The organism is Clostridia bacterium, from assembly GCA_017620395.1.
Lineage (GTDB): Bacteria > Bacillota > Clostridia > Oscillospirales > RGIG8002 > RGIG8002.
In genome coordinates, this window is sequence record JAFZQJ010000026.1 from 171,966 (window position 1) to 189,971 (window position 18,006).

Below are 18,006 nucleotides of genomic sequence, written 5' to 3' on the forward strand. Positions count from 1 at the left end.
GAATGCTTAAATTCATCGCCGGCAGAGCCGGAACCGGCAAGACCTATACCGCGCTGCGCGACGCCGTCGCGGCGGCGCCGTCGCATAAGATGACCTACATCATCGTGCCGGAGCAGAGCACGCTCTCTTATGAAAAACAGCTTATCGAATACAACGCCGAGGCGCGCCGTCTCGGCGTTGAAGTGCTGAGCTTCACCCGCCTTGTCGAGAAGGTCATGCTCGTCACGGGCGGGCTCGCCGGCAACTATATCGACTCTATGGGCAAGACCGCGCTTATCTACCGCGCCGTCCGCGACTGCGCGGATACGCTGACGCTCTTCGGCAAATACGCGGACGATCCGCGCTTCGCCCTCCGCATCGCAGAGACCGCGGACGAGCTGAAGATAAACGGCGTTTCGCCGGACGCGCTCCTCGCCGCGTCCGAAGGCGAGGGGCTCGCGGATACCCTGCGCGGAAAGATGCGCGACACGGCGCTTATCGTCCGCGAATACGAGCGCCTTATCAGCGGCAGCTTCTTCGATCCCGCGGACAAGCTCACCGCGCTCGGCGAGATACTCGACGGCGAAGACTTCTTCTCCGGCTGCGCGGTCTATTTCGACGGCTTCGTCGGATTCACTCCGCAGGAGGAAGCGGTAATCCGGCGCATCATAAAACAGAGCGCCGTGTGCGTTATATCGCTGACCGCGCCTTCGGACGGTATGGACGTCGGCGAGGAGTTCTATCCCGTCGCGCTTATGGCGGAGCGCTTCCGCAGCTTCGCCCGCGATACCGGCGTTGAGATCGGCAAAGCGACCGTGCTGAACGAAAATCACAAGTTTAAGACGCCCTCGATGCTCCTGCTTGAAAGCATGCTCTATTCGGGCGAAAGCGGCGTTGCCGGCGGCGAAGGCATAACCGTTTACGCCGCCGCGGATCCTTACGACGAGATGCGCTACGTAGCATCCGAGATCCGCCGCCTGACCGCCGAAGAGGGCTGCCGCTACCGCGACATAGCGGTCATTGCCGGCGACCTTGAAGCGTGCAGGAGCGCCGCGGAGATCGAGTTCGAGCTTTACGGCATACCTTACTTCATAGACTCGCGCCGCGACGTGCGCTTCAAGCCGCTGATGCGGCTCGTGCTTTTCGCCATCCGCGCCGCGACGCACGGGATGTACTACGAGGACATGGCCGACCTCGCGAAGACCGGACTCGCCGGGATCGACGTCGAGCAGTCCTCGCTGCTTGAGAACTATATCAACCTCTGGCGCGTAAGCGGCGTAAAATGGGGGGCGCGGTTCACGCTGAACCCCTCCGGCTTCGCGGAGGAGATGAAAGAAAGCGACGCCGAGCTGCTTGACGTCGTCAACGAGGCGAGGGATAAACTCGCGACGCCGCTTTTCGCGTTCGCGGAAAAGCTCGCTTCCGCGCGCACCGCGGACGACTTCGCGAAGGCGATATACGAATACCTACTTTCCGCCGGAGCCGCGGAGACCATACGCGCGCAGCGCGAAGCCGCGCTCGCCGCCGGAGAGGAATACGACGGCGACAGGATGTGGGAGCTGCTGATGGACGTGCTCGACCGCATATCGTCCGCCATGGGCGGAGAAACGGTAAGCAAAGACAGCTACGCGGAGCTGCTTCGCATAATGTTTGAGAACGCCGACGTCGGCGTTATCCCGCCGCACGCGGACGAAGTCATAATCGGCAGCGAGGGCAGGGCGCGCGTCGAACACATAAAATACTGCTTCATCGTCGGCGCGACCGACGAAGCGTTCCCGCGCCCGTTCGGCCAGAAGGGCGTTTTTACAAACGCCGATAAAGAAGACCTCTTCAAGCTGGACGTTCCGCTTATTCACGAGGAGGAGGTGCGCCGCTGCGAGCTCATGCTGTCGGTCTACAACGCGCTGACGATCCCTTCGCACGGGCTCACCGTTTCCTACAGCGCGTCAGAAAGCGCGCTTTCCGTTTCCGCGCCGTCGCGCGTGATACTCGACCTTAAAAACACCTTCAAGGATTGCCGCAGGATAGAGGCGTCCGAGCTTGAATACGCCGACGTATGCTCCGCGCCGGCGGCCGCGCTGGATATATGCGCGCCGTTCTACGAAGCGCCGGAGAACGTCGGGGAGGCCTCCGTCGCGGCGGCGGTTTCGCGCACTCCCGCGCTGGCGGCAAAGCTGGATTCCTACCGCGCGATGCGTGAGAGCGCGCTCCGTCCGCTCGACGCGGACGCCGCGGCGTACGTCGCCGGGAAGACGCGCGTCATGAGCGCGTCGAAGGCGGAGCAGTACGCCGGATGCCCGTACAGTTTCTTCTGCAAATACGGGCTTTCGCTTCGCCCGGAGGCGAAAGCGGAGCTCGATCCGCGCAACGTCGGGACCTTCGTCCACTACGTCCTCGAACGCACCGTCAGAGCGATTGCGGACGGCGGCGCCGGCGCAGACGTCGACGCGTACGCGAAGCGCGTTGCCGAGGAGTACGTCGAAAACTGCCTCGGTGGAAAAGAGAACCTGCCGGCGTCCTTCCTGCGCTCGATAACGACGACCACGGCGCTGATCGTCGAGCTTATCGGCTGTATCCGCGACGAACTCGCGGAGAGCGGCTATACTCCGACCGACTTCGAGCTCCCAATAGGCGAAGGCGGCGTCGATTCCTGGGTGATCGACGCGAACGGCGCCGCTATCGGCTTTGAGGGCAAAATAGACCGCGTTGATATCTGCGAACGCGGAGGCCGCAAGTACCTGCGCGTCATAGACTACAAAACGAATAAAGAGAAAAAAGAAGTGTCGCTGCGCAGGGTCTACAACGGCGTCGATATGCAGATGTTCGTGTATCTCATCTCGCTCTGGCTGAACGGCGCCGCCAGATACGGCGAAGGCGTCGCTCCCGCCGGCGTCTACTATTTCCCGGCGAACAGAGTCAGAGTCGACGCTTCGGACGGCAAGATTGCCGAAAAGCTCGCCGACGCGCGCACGATGTCCGGAATGGCGCTTGAGGATTCCCCGATTGACGAGCGTCCGCCCGAGAAAAAACGCCCCGTCCGCTACTCATTCGAACAGCTTGCGCTGCTGAAAAACCATATAGAAAAGCTGACGCGCCGTATGCGCGAACAGCTTGCGGCGGGCAATATACCCAAATATCCGCTAAAAAAGGGCAAGAGCGAAAAGCTGCCCTGCGAATACTGCGATTATATTTCCGTCTGCGGCGTGGATAAAGACAAGGTGGAACCGCGCGCGTTCGATGCGATCAAGGACGAGGAGGTCTTTGAAAGACTGCGGGAGGAGGAAGCGGATGTATAAGGAAATAATCGGCTCATCAACTCCCTGGACCGACGGGCAGAAGCTCGCGATAGGGCTCACGGGCGGCAGCGTGCTCGTTTCCGCCTCCGCGGGAAGCGGCAAGACCGCCGTCCTCACGGAACGCATCATGCAGTGCGTGATCGACGCGGACGATCCCGCCGACGTGCGCGACTTCGTCGTCGTCACCTTCACGAAGGCGGCGGCCGCGGAGATGAAGGCGCGCCTCGGCAAGAAGCTCAGCGACTACGCGCGCGAGCATCCGGAGAACAAGCGCGTCAAAAACCAGCTTATGTATATTCCCGAGGCGCATATCTCGACGATAGACGCCTACTGCCTCTCGCTGCTTGAGAAGTATCAGGCCGCCGAGGGCGCGGACTATTCCGCGGGCGTGCGTATTTCCGCGGAGGGCGAGGCCGATCTGCTTTTCAAAAAAGCGCTCGCCGACGCAATCGAAGAAGAGTTTGACAAAGGCGACGCGGAGTTCTACGCGCTCGTCGACGCCATGGAAGACAGCGGCGGCGGCGCGTCCGATCTGAAAAGCGCAGTCTGCCGTCTGCACGAGCTTATGACCAGAACCCCCGACCGCGAGGAGTTCAAGGCGCGCGTTCTTGAAGTCTTCGGCGAAGGGTACGGCACGGGCAACGCGGAGTTGTTTGCCGACGTGTTCCGCAACGTAGCGAACGCGGCGGAGTATTACGAAAAAGAACTCCGCGGCGTCATCGCCGAAGCTCCGGCATTTTCGGGCGATTCGAAACTTGATGATAACCTGAAAGGGCAGATAGCCTACCTTGAGGCGTGCGCCGACCGCTTCGCGTCGTTGAAGTCCGCGGCAGCGGGAAAGGACTACGCGTCCGTCGTCGCGCTGCTCGGAACGCCGCCCGGCGAGCTTTCGAACAAACCGAGGAAATGTCCCGCCTGGGACGGGTGGATGGACGCGCGAAAGGCCGTTGCCGATAAATGCAGGGGTTATTTCAAAGCCGCCGCGTCCGACTTTTCCGCGACCGAAGATGAAATGCGCGCCGAAGCCGACGCGCTGAGCGTTATCGTCCGCCGCCTGTTCGCTTTGCAGGAGCTGACGGAAAAGAAATACGCCGAACTGAAAAAAGACCGCGGCGTCTGGGACTACGCCGACCTCGAAACGAAGGCGCTGAACCTGCTGTGGAAGCGCGATGCGGACGGAACGCTGCGCCGCACCGGCGTTTCGCTCGAAGAGGGCAGGGCGCACCGCGAGATACTCATTGACGAGTATCAGGACGTCAACGGGCTGCAGGAGCTCATCTTCCGCGGCATTTGCTCCGAGTCGGAGGATAATCTGTTTATGGTCGGCGACGTCAAGCAGGCGATATACGGTTTCCGCGGCGCGACGCCAGAGCTCTTCCTGCGGCACCGCAACGAATACGCGCCCGCCGTCGGAGAAGACTGCGAGTTCCCGGCGAAGATAAGCCTGAATAACAACTTCCGAAGCAGACGCGCCGTTACCGACGCGGCGAACGCGGTTTTCGCCGCGATCATGACGGGGGAGACCTGCGGGATAAACTACGGCGCGGAGGACGTCCTCCGTCCGAACCCCGATGCGGAGAGGGAAAACGCCGGCAGCGGAGCGTATTTCACGCTCCTTCAGGGCGATAACGTCGAGGCGGGCAGACTTGCCGAGGGACGCTATATCGCCGCGAAGATCAAGGAACTGATCGCCGGCGGCATGACCGTCGCCGACAAGCGCGACGGAACCGAGCGCAAGATCGGCTACGGCGACTTCGCGGTGCTTATGCGCGGCACTACTCAGCCTCATCTGCGTCCGATAACGGACGCGTTCACCGAGGCGGGCGTACCGTTTTCCGCGCCCGGCACCGATTCATGCTTCGACGTACCGTCGGTGCGGAGGATGATCTCGCTGCTGCGCGCGATAGATAACCCGATGAAGAATATCGATCTCGCCGCGGCGATGACGAGCGGCGTCTTCGGCTTCACCGACAGCGAACTCGTCGGGGTCCGCCGCCGCGGGCGGGGAGTGTTCTACTACGCGGTCAAAGCCGCCGCGGAGGCGGGGGACGCGAAGTGCGCCGGCTTCCTCGCGGCGCTCGAGCATTTGCGCTGTAAGTCCGCCGCGCTGACGGCCGATAAGCTTATATGGTATATTTACAAGACGTCCGGCTTCCTCGCCTTCGCGTCTTCGCTGAAGAGCGGCAGGCGCGAACGCGCCGCCCTTATGCGCTTTTACGAGATCGCCAAGGCTTACGGCGCTTCCGGCAGGCAGGATCTTTCCGGCTTCATCGGCTACGTCGACAAGGTCATATCGGAGGGCGTGAAAACCGGCGGCAACGGAACGTCCGGCGTCGGCGGCGAGGTCAGGATAATGAGCATCCACGCGTCGAAGGGGCTTGAGTTCCCGGTCTGCTTCATCTGCGACGCCGCTTCGAAGTTTAACGAAGACGATTTGAGCAAGAGCTGCATCATAGCCGGCGGCTCCTCGTTCGGCATAAAGATCGCCGCGCCGGGAGAGCACACCGTGCGCAACACCGCCGCGAGAAAGCTCGCCGCGGCGAAACTGAAAAAGAAGGGGCGCGAGGAGGAAATGCGCCTCCTCTACGTCGCGATGACGCGCGCGATAGAACGCATAGAGATCGTCGCCTCCGTTGCCGATACCGCCGTGACCGTCAGCGGGAGCAGACTCAGACTCAACGCCGCGGGAGAGATGGATCCGTATGAAGTCACGCAGGCGAACAGTTACCTTAAACTCGTCGCGCCGATCGCGCTTGCGGAAACGGGCGCCTTCGACGTATCGATAGATCCGGAGTTCGAGGTCTCCGCCGCCGGAGAGGAGGGCGCCGCGCCCGAGCCGGACGAAGAGCTCGCGCGGAAGATATACGCGCGCATAAACGCCGAATACGGCTTTGCCGCGTCCGCGTCGGTGCCCACGAAGCTGACCGTCAGCGACATCGTCGCGATGAAGGCGGGCAAGAGCGAGAGCGACCGCTGCTGCGAGCGCAGACCGGCTTGCCTCGACGCGGAGCGCCGCGGCGGCGCCGAAGCCGGCACCGCGACCCACGCCTTCCTGCAGTTCGCGGACTTCGATAAGCTCGACGATCCCGAGGCGGAGCTCGAGCGGCTCGTTTCGCAGCGCTTCATAACCGAAAAGCAGGCGCGGATGGTTGACAGGCGCAAGCTTGACAACTTCATTTCCTCGGAGCTTTTCAAGCGGATACGCGCCGCTGAAAAAGTCACGCGCGAGTTCAGATTCACCTTCGAGGCGGACGCTTCCGACTACCTGCCCGACGCGCCGGAAGAAAAACTGCTCGTTCAGGGCGCGATAGACTGCGTCTTTGAGGAGGACGGCAGGTGCGTCGTCGTCGACTACAAAACGGACCGCATAAAAGACGACCTTGCCGAAAAGGCCGCCTACTACAAGCCGCAGCTCGAGATATACGCCCGCGGACTCGCCGAACTGACCGGCAGGGAGGTCTCGGAGGCGTTCCTCTTTTTCCTCGACGCGGGCGAAGAGGTGAAGGTGCTGTAGGGGAGAGCGCCGGTTATATAGGTTGACAGGACGGGACGAAACGGCTCGTCCTGTTTTTGCGTCTTTTCGGGTATTTGTGCACATATCCGGAAGCGCAAAAGTGAAAAAATTAGAAAAAGTTCTGAAAAATGCTTGACATTTGCTTTTCGGGGTGATAGAATACTAAAATCCATATTATCGCATTCTGGTATAATAGGTGGTTTAGCCGCGCCAAATTGCGTATAATAAGGAATTATTCCGTTGAAATCTGACGTTTCGCAATAGCGATTCGTCGTGCGCGAACCGGCATTCGCCGGATGCCGGCGGGAAGCGGCTCCGCCGCCTTCCGTAAAATACAATAGGAGAGGTAAAAGAAATGGCAAACGTTCAACCGAAAGAGGTAAAATTCGGCAAAAAAACGAGAATGAACTTCGCCAAGATCGACGAAGTGCTCGAGATGCCGAATCTTATCGAGGTGCAGATCGATTCCTACAAGTGGTTCCTCAACGAGGGACTGCGCGAGGTCTTTGACGACGTTCCCTCGGTGAGCAATTTCTCCGGAAACCTGGTGCTCGACTTCGTCGACTATTCCATCGACGACAAGGCGAAGTACACCATCGCGGAGTGCAAGGAGAGAGACGCGACCTACGCGGCTCCGCTTCGCGTTAAGGTCCGTATGCTCAACAAGGAGACCGGAGAGGTCAAGGAATCCGATCTCTTTATGGGCGATATCCCCAAGATGACTCCCAGCGGAACATTTATTATCAACGGAGCCGAGCGTGTCGTGGTATCGCAGCTCGTCCGTTCTCCGGGTATGTACTACGACTTCACCCACGACAAGACCGGCAAGAAGCTCTTCACTTCGCAGGTCATCCCGAACAGGGGAGCGTGGCTGGAGTACGAGGTCGATCCGTCCGACGTTTTCTGGGTGAGAATAGACAAGAACAGAAAGCTTCCCGTAACGAAGCTTATCCGCGTTCTGAAATGGCTGACCGGCGAAGACCTGTCCGTCGAGACCGACGAGGAGATCATGGAGCTGTTCGGCAACGACGAGCGCATCCGCCTCACTCTCGACAAGGACACCTCCAAGACGGTCGAGGACGCGATCATCGAGATCTACAAGAAGCTCCGCCCGGGCGAACTCCCGACGACCGACGCTGCTACTTCTCATATCTTCAACCTCTTCTTCGATCCCAAGAGATACGATCTCTGCCGTTTCGGCAGATTCAAGTACAACAAAAAGATGGCGCTGGCCGCGCGTATCCGCGACCAGATACTCGCCCGTCCCGTCGCCGATCCTTTCACCGGCGAAGTGCTCGACGTTCCCGTCGGCGAAGCGATTACCCGCGAGAACGCCCGCCTCATCGAGAGCAGGGGAGTCAACGAAGTCTGGCTCAAGGTCACTCACAGAGACATCGAGACCGGTGAAGAAAGCGAGCTTGAAATCAAGGCGTTCGCCAACAATATGGTCGACGCGTCGCTCCTGCTGAGCTTCGATCCCGCGGAAGTCGGCGTCAACGAAAAGGTCCATCTTCCCACCCTCAGGCGCCTTGTTGAGGCCGCTGAGAACGAAGATGATCTGAAGGCTTCCGTCGCGGCGCACATCGCCGAGCTGATCCCTAAGAACATCATCGCCGACGATATCCTCGCTTCCATCAACTACCTCAACTGCCTGGAGTACGGCGTCGGAACGACCGACGACATCGACCACCTCGGCAACCGCCGCATCCGTTCCGTCGGCGAGCTTCTGCAGAATCAGTTCCGCATTGGCTTTTCCCGCATGGAGCGCGTCATCCGCGAGAGAATGACGCTTCAGCGCCAGGATACCGAGGGCATCGACCCGCATTCTCTCATTAATATAAGGCCGGTAGTCGCGGTCATGAAGGAGTTCTTCGGCTCCTCGCCGCTGTCTCAGTTCATGGACCAGACGAACCCCCTCGCCGAGCTGACTCACAAGAGAAGGCTTTCCGCGCTGGGCCCCGGCGGTCTTTCGAGAGACCGCGCCGGATTCGAGGTCAGAGACGTACACCACTCCCACTACGGCAGAATGTGCCCGATCGAGACCCCCGAAGGTCCTAACATCGGACTTATTTCCTACCTTTCCACCTACGCCCGCATCGACGAGTACGGCTTCCTTGAAGCGCCTTACCGCAAGGTCGACAAGGAGACCGGCGCCGTCACCGACGTCGTCGAGTATATGACCGCCGACGTCGAGGACGAATACATCGTCGCGCAGGCCAACGAAGAGCTTGACGAGAAGGGAAGATTCGTCCGTCCGCGTGTTACCGCGCGTTACCGCGACGAGATCCTCGAAGTCGACCGCGAGCGCGTCGATTACGTCGACGTCAGCCCGAGAATGATGGTTTCCGTCGCGACCGCGATGATCCCGTTCCTCGAGAACGACGACGCGAACCGTGCGCTGATGGGCTCAAACATGCAGAGACAGGCGGTTCCGCTGCTCACTACCGAGGCGCCCATCGTCGGCACCGGTATGGAATACAAGACCGCCGTCGACTCCGGCACCGTGGTGCTCGCGGAGAACGCCGGCACGGTCGTCCGCGTTTCCGCCGACGAGATCATCATCCAGCGTGATGACGACGGCGAGCTTGACACCTATCCGCTCATCAAGTTCCTGCGTTCCAACCAGGGCACCTGCATCAACCAGAAGCCCATCGTCGACAAGAACGAGAAGGTCGAGAAGGGGCAGGTCATCGCCGACGGCGCCTCCACCTCCGGCGGCGAGATCGCGCTCGGCAAGAACGTGCTCATCGGCTTCATGACCTGGGAAGGTTACAACTACGAAGACGCCGTTCTCATCAACGAGAATCTCGTCAAGGACGACGTTTACACTTCCATCCATATAGAAGAATACGAACTCGAGTCCCGCGACACCAAGCTCGGACCGGAAGAGATCACCCGCGACATCCCGAACGTCGGCGAAGACGCGCTGAAGGATCTCGACAAGGACGGCATCATCCGTATCGGCGCCGAGGTGCACGCTCAGGATATCCTCGTCGGCAAGGTAACGCCCAAGGGCGAGACCGAGCTGACCGCCGAGGAAAGACTGCTCCGCGCGATTTTCGGCGAGAAGGCGAGAGAGGTCAGAGACACCTCCCTGAAACTTCCGCACGGTGAATCCGGCATAGTCGTTGACGTCAAGGTCTTCACCAGAGAGAACTCCGACGAGCTTTCTCCCGGCGTCAACAAGGTCGTCAGAGTCTACGTCGCGCAGAAGCGCAAAATCTCCGTCGGCGACAAGATGGCCGGCCGCCACGGTAACAAGGGCGTTATTTCCCGCATACTCCCGCAGGAGGATATGCCCTTCCTGCCGGACGGCACTCCGCTCGACATAGTCCTCAATCCTCTGGGCGTTCCGTCCCGAATGAATATCGGACAGGTGCTTGAGGTCCACCTCGGCTACGCCGCCAAGGCGCTGGGCTGGAACATCATGACCCCGGTCTTCGACGGCGCGAAGGAAGAGGACATCCGCGAGCTGCTCAAGCGCAGCGGACTTTCCGAGGACGGCAAGAGCGTGCTTTACGACGGCCGTACCGGCGAGCCCTTTGATAACAGGATTACCGTCGGATACATGTACTTCCTGAAACTGGCGCACCTTGTCGACGACAAGATCCACGCCCGTTCCACCGGCCCGTACTCCCTCGTCACCCAGCAGCCTCTGGGCGGCAAGGCGCAGTTCGGCGGACAGCGCTTCGGCGAAATGGAAGTTTGGGCGCTCGAAGCCTACGGCGCGGCGCACACTCTCCAGGAGATCCTTACCATCAAGTCGGACGATACCGACGGACGCGTAAAGACCTACGAATCCATAGTCAAGGGGCAGAACGTTCCTACTCCGGGCGTTCCCGAATCCTTCAAGGTCCTTATCAAGGAGCTCCAGTCTCTGGTGCTCGACGTCAAGGTGCTTGACAAGGATATGAACGAGATCGATCTCAAGGAAGTTTCGGACGACGACGCCGTCGCTTACGTCGACGCTCCGCCGGAGTACGCCGCCAACGACGAGGACTTCGAAGACAGCGGATTCTCTATAACCGACGCGGACGATTACGACGGTTACGGCAGTTCGGAAGACGAATTCGGGTCCGACGAGGACTTCGAAGACTTCCCGGGTTGACCGGAAGCGCAGTGATCAGAGTTTGGAGGTAACGAAATGTCTAACAATACGATATTCGATGCAATAAAGATCGGTCTTGCGTCTCCCGAAACGATCAGAAGCTGGTCGAAGGGCGAGGTCAAGAAGCCGGAAACCATCAACTACAGAACGCTCAAGCCCGAGAAGGACGGCCTTTTCTGCGAGCGCATCTTCGGACCCACCAAGGACTGGGAATGCCACTGCGGAAAGTATAAGCGCATACGCTACAAGGGCAAGATCTGCGAAAAGTGCGGAGTCGAGGTTACGACCTCGAAGGTCCGCCGCGAGAGAATGGGACATATCGAGCTTGCCTGCCCGGTGTCTCACATCTGGTATTTCAAAGGAATACCCTCCCGCATAGGCCTCGTCATCGACGTTTCGCCGAAGGCGCTCGAGAAGGTGCTTTACTTCTCCGCCTACATCGTCACCGACAAGGGCGACGTCGACGGCATCGAGAACAAGCAGATACTCAGCGAGAAGGAATACTCCGACCTGCGTGAAGCGTATGAAGGCGACTTCGAAGCGGGAATGGGCGCGGAAGCGATCCAGAAGCTGCTCCGTCAGGTCGACGTCGAGAAGACCTGCGAGGAGCTGAAGGAAGAGCTCGAATCCGCCACCGGTCAGAAGAAGGCCAGGATCCTCAAGCGTCTTGAGGTCTTCGAGGCGTTCCGCAAGTCCGGCAACAAGCCCGAGTGGATGATTCTCGACGTGCTTCCGGTAATCCCGCCGGAAATCAGACCGATGGTCCAGCTCGACGGCGGCCGTTTCGCCACCAGCGATCTGAACGACCTTTACAGAAGAGTCATTAACAGAAACAACCGTCTGAAGAGGCTGCTCGAGCTGAATGCTCCCGACGTCATTATCAGAAACGAGAAGCGTATGCTTCAGGAAGCCGTTGACGCACTCATCGATAACGGCAGGCGCGGCAGACCGGTAACCGGTCCGAACAACCGCCCGCTGAAGTCGCTCTCCGATATGCTCAAGGGCAAGCAGGGACGCTTCAGACAGAACCTGCTGGGCAAGCGCGTCGACTATTCCGGACGTTCCGTCATAGTCGTCGGACCGGAACTGAAGATTTACCAGTGCGGTCTGCCCAAGGAGATGGCGATAGAGCTCTTCAAGCCCTTCGTCATGAAGCGCCTCGTTGAAACGAAGCTTTCCAATAATATAAAGAACGCCCGCAAGATGGTCGACCGCGGCAAGAACGAGGTCTGGGACGCGCTGGAAGCAGTCATCAAGGAGCACCCCGTTCTGCTCAACCGCGCACCCACGCTGCACCGCCTCGGTATCCAGGCGTTCGAGCCCGTCCTCGTTGAAGGCAGAGCGCTCAAGCTGCATCCGCTGGTTTGTACCGCGTTCAACGCCGACTTCGACGGCGACCAGATGGCGGTTCACGTGCCGCTTTCCGCGGAAGCGCAGGCGGAAGCCCGCTTCCTGATGCTCGCGGCGAACAACCTGCTCAAGCCGCAGGACGGCAAGCCCGTCACCGTTCCTACTCAGGACATGGTCCTCGGTTCCTACTACCTGACCATGCAGAAGGACGGCGAACCCGGCGAGGGCAAGGTCTTCCGCGATAAGGACGAAGTCATCATGGCTTACGAATCCGGCGTCATCTCCCTCCACGCCGCCGTCAAGGTGCGTGTTTCCAAGGAGATCGACGGCGAAGTCCGCACCGGCATCATCGACGCGACCGCCGGCAGGATCATCTTCAACGAGCGCATCCCGCAGGATCTCGGATTCGTTGACAGAAACGATCCCGAGCACGCGCTCGACCTCGAGATAACTTTCGTCTGCGGCAAGAAGCAGCTCGGTAAGATCATCGAGAAGTGCATCAAGGTACACGGCCCGTCCGATACCGCCGAAGTCCTCGACAGCATAAAGTCGCTGGGCTACCGCTTCTCCACCAAGGGCGCCATCACCGTTTCCGTCGCGGATATGACCGTTCCTCCGAAAAAGAAGGAGATCATCGCCGACGCCGAGCAGAAGGTCGACAAGATCGTCAAGCAGTTCAAGCGCGGTCTTATCACCGACGAAGAGCGCTACGGCATGACCGTCGCGACCTGGGATCAGGCGACCAAGGACGTCACCGCAGCCCTGCGCGAGTACCTTGACCAGTACAACCCCATCAAGATGATGGCTGATTCCGGCGCGCGCGGCAGCATCGACCAGATCAGACAGCTCGCCGGTATGCGCGGACTGATGGCGAACACCTCGCAGAAGACCATCGAAGTCCCGATCAAGGCGAACTTCCGTGAAGGACTTAACGTCCTCGAATACTTCATCTCCTCCAGAGGCGCGAGAAAGGGCCTTGCCGACACGGCGCTCCGTACCGCCGACTCCGGATACCTTACCAGACGTCTCGTCGACGTTTCGCAGGACGTTATCGTCCGCGAGGAAGACTGCTGGGAGACCGCAGATCCCAACGACGACAGAGAAGACGGCATCCTCGTCTCCGAGATCAAGAACGTCGAGAGCCTCGAGGAACGTCTCTACGGCAGATACGCCGCCGAAGACATCTGCGACCCCAAGACCGGCGAAGTCATCGTTCCCAAAAACGCCCTTATGCGCGATAAGGAAGCGAAAGCCGTCGTCGACGCGGGCGTCACGGAAGCGAAGATCCGCTCCGTCATCACCTGCAAGTCCAAGCACGGCGTCTGCGCCAAGTGCTACGGCCTGAGCCTTGCGAACGACAAAGAAGTCAACATCGGCGAAGCGGTCGGCATTATTGCCGCGCAGGCCATCGGCGAGCCCGGTACTCAGCTGACGATGAGAACCTTCCATACCGGCGGTATCGCGGGCGGCGACGACATTACCCAGGGTCTTCCGAGGGTCGAAGAGCTCTTCGAGGCGAGAAAGCCGAAGAGCCTCGCGGTCATCTCCGAGATCGGCGGCACCGTCGAAGTCTATGAAGAGAAGGGCCAGCCTCACATCAAGGTCACCGGCGGGGAAGAGGACAACTTTGAAGTCCGCATCTATCCCATCGTCTTCGACGCGCACATCCGCGTCAAGACCGGCGACGTCATAAAGAAGGGCGACACCCTCACCGAGGGCAGCGTCAACCCGCACGATATCCTCCGCGTCTGCGGCAGCGACGACACTCAGAACTACCTCATCAAGGAAGTCCAGAAGGTCTACCGTCTGCAGGGCGTTGACATCAACGATAAGCATATCGAAGTCATAGTCCGCCAGATGATGAAGAAGGTCCGCGTCGACGAAGAGGGCGATACGCCTCTGCTGCTCGGCGACATCATCGACCGCGTCTCCTTCGAGCGCGAGAACAAGAAGATCGAGAAGCGCATCGAGGAAGGTGAGATCACTCTCCGCAAGGCGGTCGCGACTCCGGTGCTGCTCGGAATCACCAAGGCGTCCCTCGCCACCGATTCCTTCCTGTCCGCCGCGTCCTTCCAGGAGACCACCCGCGTGCTGACCGAAGCCGCTATCGAAGGCAAGGTCGACCCGCTGCTCGGTCTGAAGGAGAACGTCATCATCGGTAAGCTCGTTCCCGCCGGAACCGGCATGGACATTTACCGCAACGTCGAGATCGAGACGGATATGGGCGACGCGTCCGAGGGCTACGTCGCCGACAGCGACGGCACGGAGGCGAAAGCCGACTGATCCGTTTCCGCAGGCGCGCGGTATATATCGCCCGCCTGTGCGAAAAAAACACTTGACAAAGGGCAAAATAGTGTTATAATAGCCTTTGTGTGATTTTCGCATTTTGTGTGATATGCGGCGGCTCGCGGCCTGCGGGCCACCGCTGTCATAGAATCTTTGAAGAAAGGAGGAACTCCATGCCTACTTTTAACCAGTTGGTAAGAAAGGGAAGAGAGGTTTCCGTCAAGAAGTCTACCGCTCCTGCGCTGCTCCGCGGCTACAACTCCAAGAAGAAGGTCGCCATCCAGCAGAATTCGCCCCAGAAGAGAGGCGTTTGCACCGCGGTCAAGACCACGACTCCTAAGAAGCCTAACTCCGCGCTCAGAAAGATCGCCAGAGTCAGACTCTCCAACGGAATCGAAGCGACGTCCTACATTCCCGGTATCGGCCACAACCTGCAGGAGCACAGCGTCGTTCTCATCAGAGGCGGCAGAGTCAAGGACCTGCCCGGCGTCCGTTACCACATTATCCGCGGCACTCTCGACGCTCAGGGCGTTGCGAACCGCAGACAGGGCCGTTCCAAGTACGGAGCGAAGCGCCCGAAGGCGTAAGCCTGCAAAATTGAATTCAGCAGCCGTTCAGAGCTGTTTTACAGGGTTTATGCCCGTATATAACACCTCGGAATCGCGCGCTGACGAAAGAACAAAACTTTCGAGTACCTATGATATCATAATGTGAAGGAGGGAAGTAAAGTGCCGAGAAGAGGTTCTATTTCCAAGAGAGATGTGTTACCCGATCCACTTTATAATTCCAAGCTCGTTACCAGACTGATAAACAATATCATGCTGGACGGCAAAAAGGGCGTTGCTCAGAAAATAGTCTACGACGCCTTTGCAATAATCAACGAAAAGACGGGAAAGGATCCCCTCGAGGTCTTCAAGGCCGCGCTTGAGAACATCATGCCCACCCTTGAGATCAAGACGAGACGTGTCGGCGGCGCCAACTATCAGGTGCCGATCGAGGTCCGCCCCGACAGAAAGCAGACTCTCGGACTCAGATGGCTCACCACCTATTCGAGAGCCCGCGGCGAGAAGACCATGAAGGAAAGACTCGCTGCCGAGCTGCTTGACGCGCTCAACGGAACGGGCGCTTCCGTGAAGAAGAGAGAAGATACCCTCAAGATGGCCGAAGCCAACAAGGCGTTCGCTCACTACAGATGGTAATTCCCCTATTCTTTACCATCGCATAAGACGCGTTATCCCGAACAGGAGAAAGAAATGCCAAGAACTCACCAGCTTGAAATGTATAGAAATATCGGCATTATGGCTCACATCGATGCCGGTAAAACCACGACTACCGAGAGAATACTTTTCTATACCGGCAAAAACCGCAAAATGGGAGAGACTCACGAGGGCGCCGCTACGATGGACTGGATGGAGCAGGAGCAGGAGAGAGGTATAACCATAACCTCCGCCGCTACCACATGCCTCTGGAAAGGTCACCGTATCAACATTATCGACACCCCCGGTCACGTTGATTTCACCGTAGAAGTCGAGCGTTCGCTTCGAGTGCTCGACGGTTCGGTAACCGTTTTTTGCGCAAAAGGCGGCGTTGAGCCGCAGTCCGAAACAGTCTGGCGTCAGGCCGACCGTTACGGAGTTCCGCGTATGGCGTACGTCAACAAGATGGACATCATGGGCGCGGATTTCTATAACGTCGTCAACATGATGCACGAGAGACTGAAATGCCATCCGGTACCCATCCAGCTTCCGATCGGATCCGAAGACTCCTTCGTGGGGCTTATCGATCTGGTCGAAATGAAGTCCTATATCTACACCAACGATCTCGGAACCGACATTCAGGTCGGAGATATCCCCGAGGATATGCGCGAGCTCGCCGAGAAATACCGCGGCGAGATGATCGAAGCTATCGCCGAGGAGGACGAGAGCGTTCTGGAGAAATACCTTGCCGATGAGGAGCTCACCGTTGAGGAACTGAAGAAAGGCATAAGAGCAGCGACGATCTCCAACAAGCTCGTCCCGGTGCTTTGCGGCACTTCATACCGCAACAAGGGCGTGCAGAAGCTGCTCGACGCGGTTGTCGACTATATGCCGTCGCCTCTCGACGTTCCCGCGATAAAGGGTGTTCATCCCACTACCGGTGAGGAAATGGAGCGCCATTCGTCGGACAGCGAACCGTTCTCCGCGCTGGCGTTCAAGATCGCAGCCGACCCCTTCGTCGGAAAGCTGTGCTTTTTCAGAGTTTACAGCGGTTCCATCACGACCGGATCGATGGTCTACAACTCCACTAAAGACGTGCGCGAGCGCTTCGGAAGGATACTTCTGATGCACGCGAACCACAGGGAAGACCTTGAAGGTGTCTACGCCGGCGACATCGCCGCCGCGGTCGGCCTGAAGAACACGACGACGGGCGATACGCTCTGCTTCGAGCAGAAGCCGATCATCCTCGAGTCGATGGAATTCCCGGAGCCCGTCATAAGAGTCGCCATCGAGCCGAAGACGAAGGCCGGCCAGGAAAAGATGAGCATAGGCCTTGCGAAGCTGGCGGAAGAGGATCCGACCTTCCGCACCTACACCGATGAGGAAACCGGACAAACCATAATCGCCGGAATGGGCGAGCTGCATCTCGAAATAATCGTCGACAGACTTCTCCGCGAATTCAAGGTCGAGGCGAATGTGGGCAAGCCGCAGGTCGCGTACAAAGAGTCCATCCGCAAACCCGCTGACGTGGATTACAGATATTCAAAGCAGACGGGCGGCCACGGACAGTACGCGGGCGTCAAGCTGCACATTGAGCCCAACGAGCCCGGCAAGGGCTATGAATTCGTCAACAAGATCGTCGGCGGCGTCATCCCTAAGGAATACATTCCTTCAGTCGACGCGGGCGTCCAGGGCGCAATGCTCAGCGGAACGCTCGCCGGCTACAACGTGGTCGACGTCAAGGTCACGCTTTACGACGGATCCTATCACGAGGTCGACTCCTCGGATATGGCGTTCAAGATCGCCGGATCCATCGCTTTCAAAGAAGCGATGCGCAAGGCGGATCCCGTGCTGATGGAGCCGATAATGCAGGTCGTCGTGACCGTTCCCGAGGAGTACCTCGGCGACGTTATCGGAGACATCAACGCCCGCCGCGGACAGATAAAGTCCATCGACGTCGTCGCGGGAGCGCAGCAGGTGCATTCCTACATCCCGCTTTCCGAAATGTTCGGATACGCGACGGATCTGCGTTCAAAAACGCAGGGAAGAGGCGTCTATTCAATGGAACCCAGCCATTATTCGGAGGTTCCGAAGACGATTTCCGAAAAAATCGCCGGAAAATAGTCATTTTTAGAAAAAAATGCTTGCTATTTTTTCGCCGATAGTGTAAAATGTGTAAGTACGCACACGAATGATAATATCTCAACATCAAGGAGGATATCACAAATGGCAAAAGCAAAATTTGAGAGAACCAAGCCCCACGTAAACATCGGTACC

General features: G+C 58.8%; 7 protein-coding genes. All 7 read left to right on the forward strand.

Annotated features, from left to right (window positions below; all coding sequences use genetic code 11):
- Positions 1-2: 2 nt before the first annotated feature.
- Positions 3-3,275, forward strand: a complete 3,273-nt coding sequence (locus J5441_05845; protein ID MBO4934670.1) for a PD-(D/E)XK nuclease family protein — start codon at positions 3-5, stop codon at positions 3,273-3,275.
- A complete protein-coding gene (locus tag J5441_05850; protein ID MBO4934671.1) occupies positions 3,268-6,789 on the forward strand; it encodes a UvrD-helicase domain-containing protein in 3,522 nt (1,173 codons plus the stop codon). Before J5441_05845 ends, J5441_05850 begins: the two co-directional genes overlap by 8 nt.
- Before the next feature lie 355 nt (positions 6,790-7,144).
- On the forward strand, positions 7,145-10,897 hold the full coding sequence (gene rpoB / locus J5441_05855; GenBank protein MBO4934672.1) for a DNA-directed RNA polymerase subunit beta: 3,753 nt from the start codon (positions 7,145-7,147) through the stop codon (positions 10,895-10,897).
- A gap of 36 nt (positions 10,898-10,933) precedes the next feature.
- A complete protein-coding gene (gene rpoC / locus J5441_05860) occupies positions 10,934-14,530 on the forward strand; it encodes a DNA-directed RNA polymerase subunit beta' (GenBank protein MBO4934673.1) in 3,597 nt (1,198 codons plus the stop codon).
- Positions 14,531-14,706: 176 nt separating this feature from the next.
- Complete coding sequence (gene rpsL, locus J5441_05865) at positions 14,707-15,120, forward strand: 30S ribosomal protein S12 (protein ID MBO4934674.1); 414 nt, start codon at positions 14,707-14,709, stop codon at positions 15,118-15,120.
- Between the two features lie 141 nt (positions 15,121-15,261).
- Positions 15,262-15,732, forward strand: a complete 471-nt coding sequence (rpsG, locus tag J5441_05870) for a 30S ribosomal protein S7 (protein ID MBO4934675.1) — start codon at positions 15,262-15,264, stop codon at positions 15,730-15,732.
- 54 nt (positions 15,733-15,786) lie between these two features.
- Positions 15,787-17,853 carry an elongation factor G gene (gene fusA / locus J5441_05875; protein MBO4934676.1) on the forward strand — a complete coding sequence of 689 codons (2,067 nt, stop codon included), beginning with the start codon at positions 15,787-15,789 and terminating at the stop codon, positions 17,851-17,853.
- The last annotated feature ends 153 nt before the right edge of the window (positions 17,854-18,006 follow it).

What these genes read in the sequence shown, in the direction of transcription:
- J5441_05845 (MBO4934670.1), top strand. Translation starts at nt 3, where the DNA reads ATGCTTAAATTCATCGCCGGCAGAGCCGGAACCGGCAAGACCTATACC.
- rpoB (MBO4934672.1), top strand. Translation starts at nt 7,145, where the DNA reads ATGGCAAACGTTCAACCGAAAGAGGTAAAATTCGGCAAAAAAACGAGA.
- J5441_05850 (MBO4934671.1), top strand. Translation starts at nt 3,268, where the DNA reads ATGTATAAGGAAATAATCGGCTCATCAACTCCCTGGACCGACGGGCAG.
- fusA (MBO4934676.1), top strand. Translation starts at nt 15,787, where the DNA reads ATGCCAAGAACTCACCAGCTTGAAATGTATAGAAATATCGGCATTATG.
- rpoC (MBO4934673.1), top strand. Translation starts at nt 10,934, where the DNA reads ATGTCTAACAATACGATATTCGATGCAATAAAGATCGGTCTTGCGTCT.
- rpsL (MBO4934674.1), top strand. Translation starts at nt 14,707, where the DNA reads ATGCCTACTTTTAACCAGTTGGTAAGAAAGGGAAGAGAGGTTTCCGTC.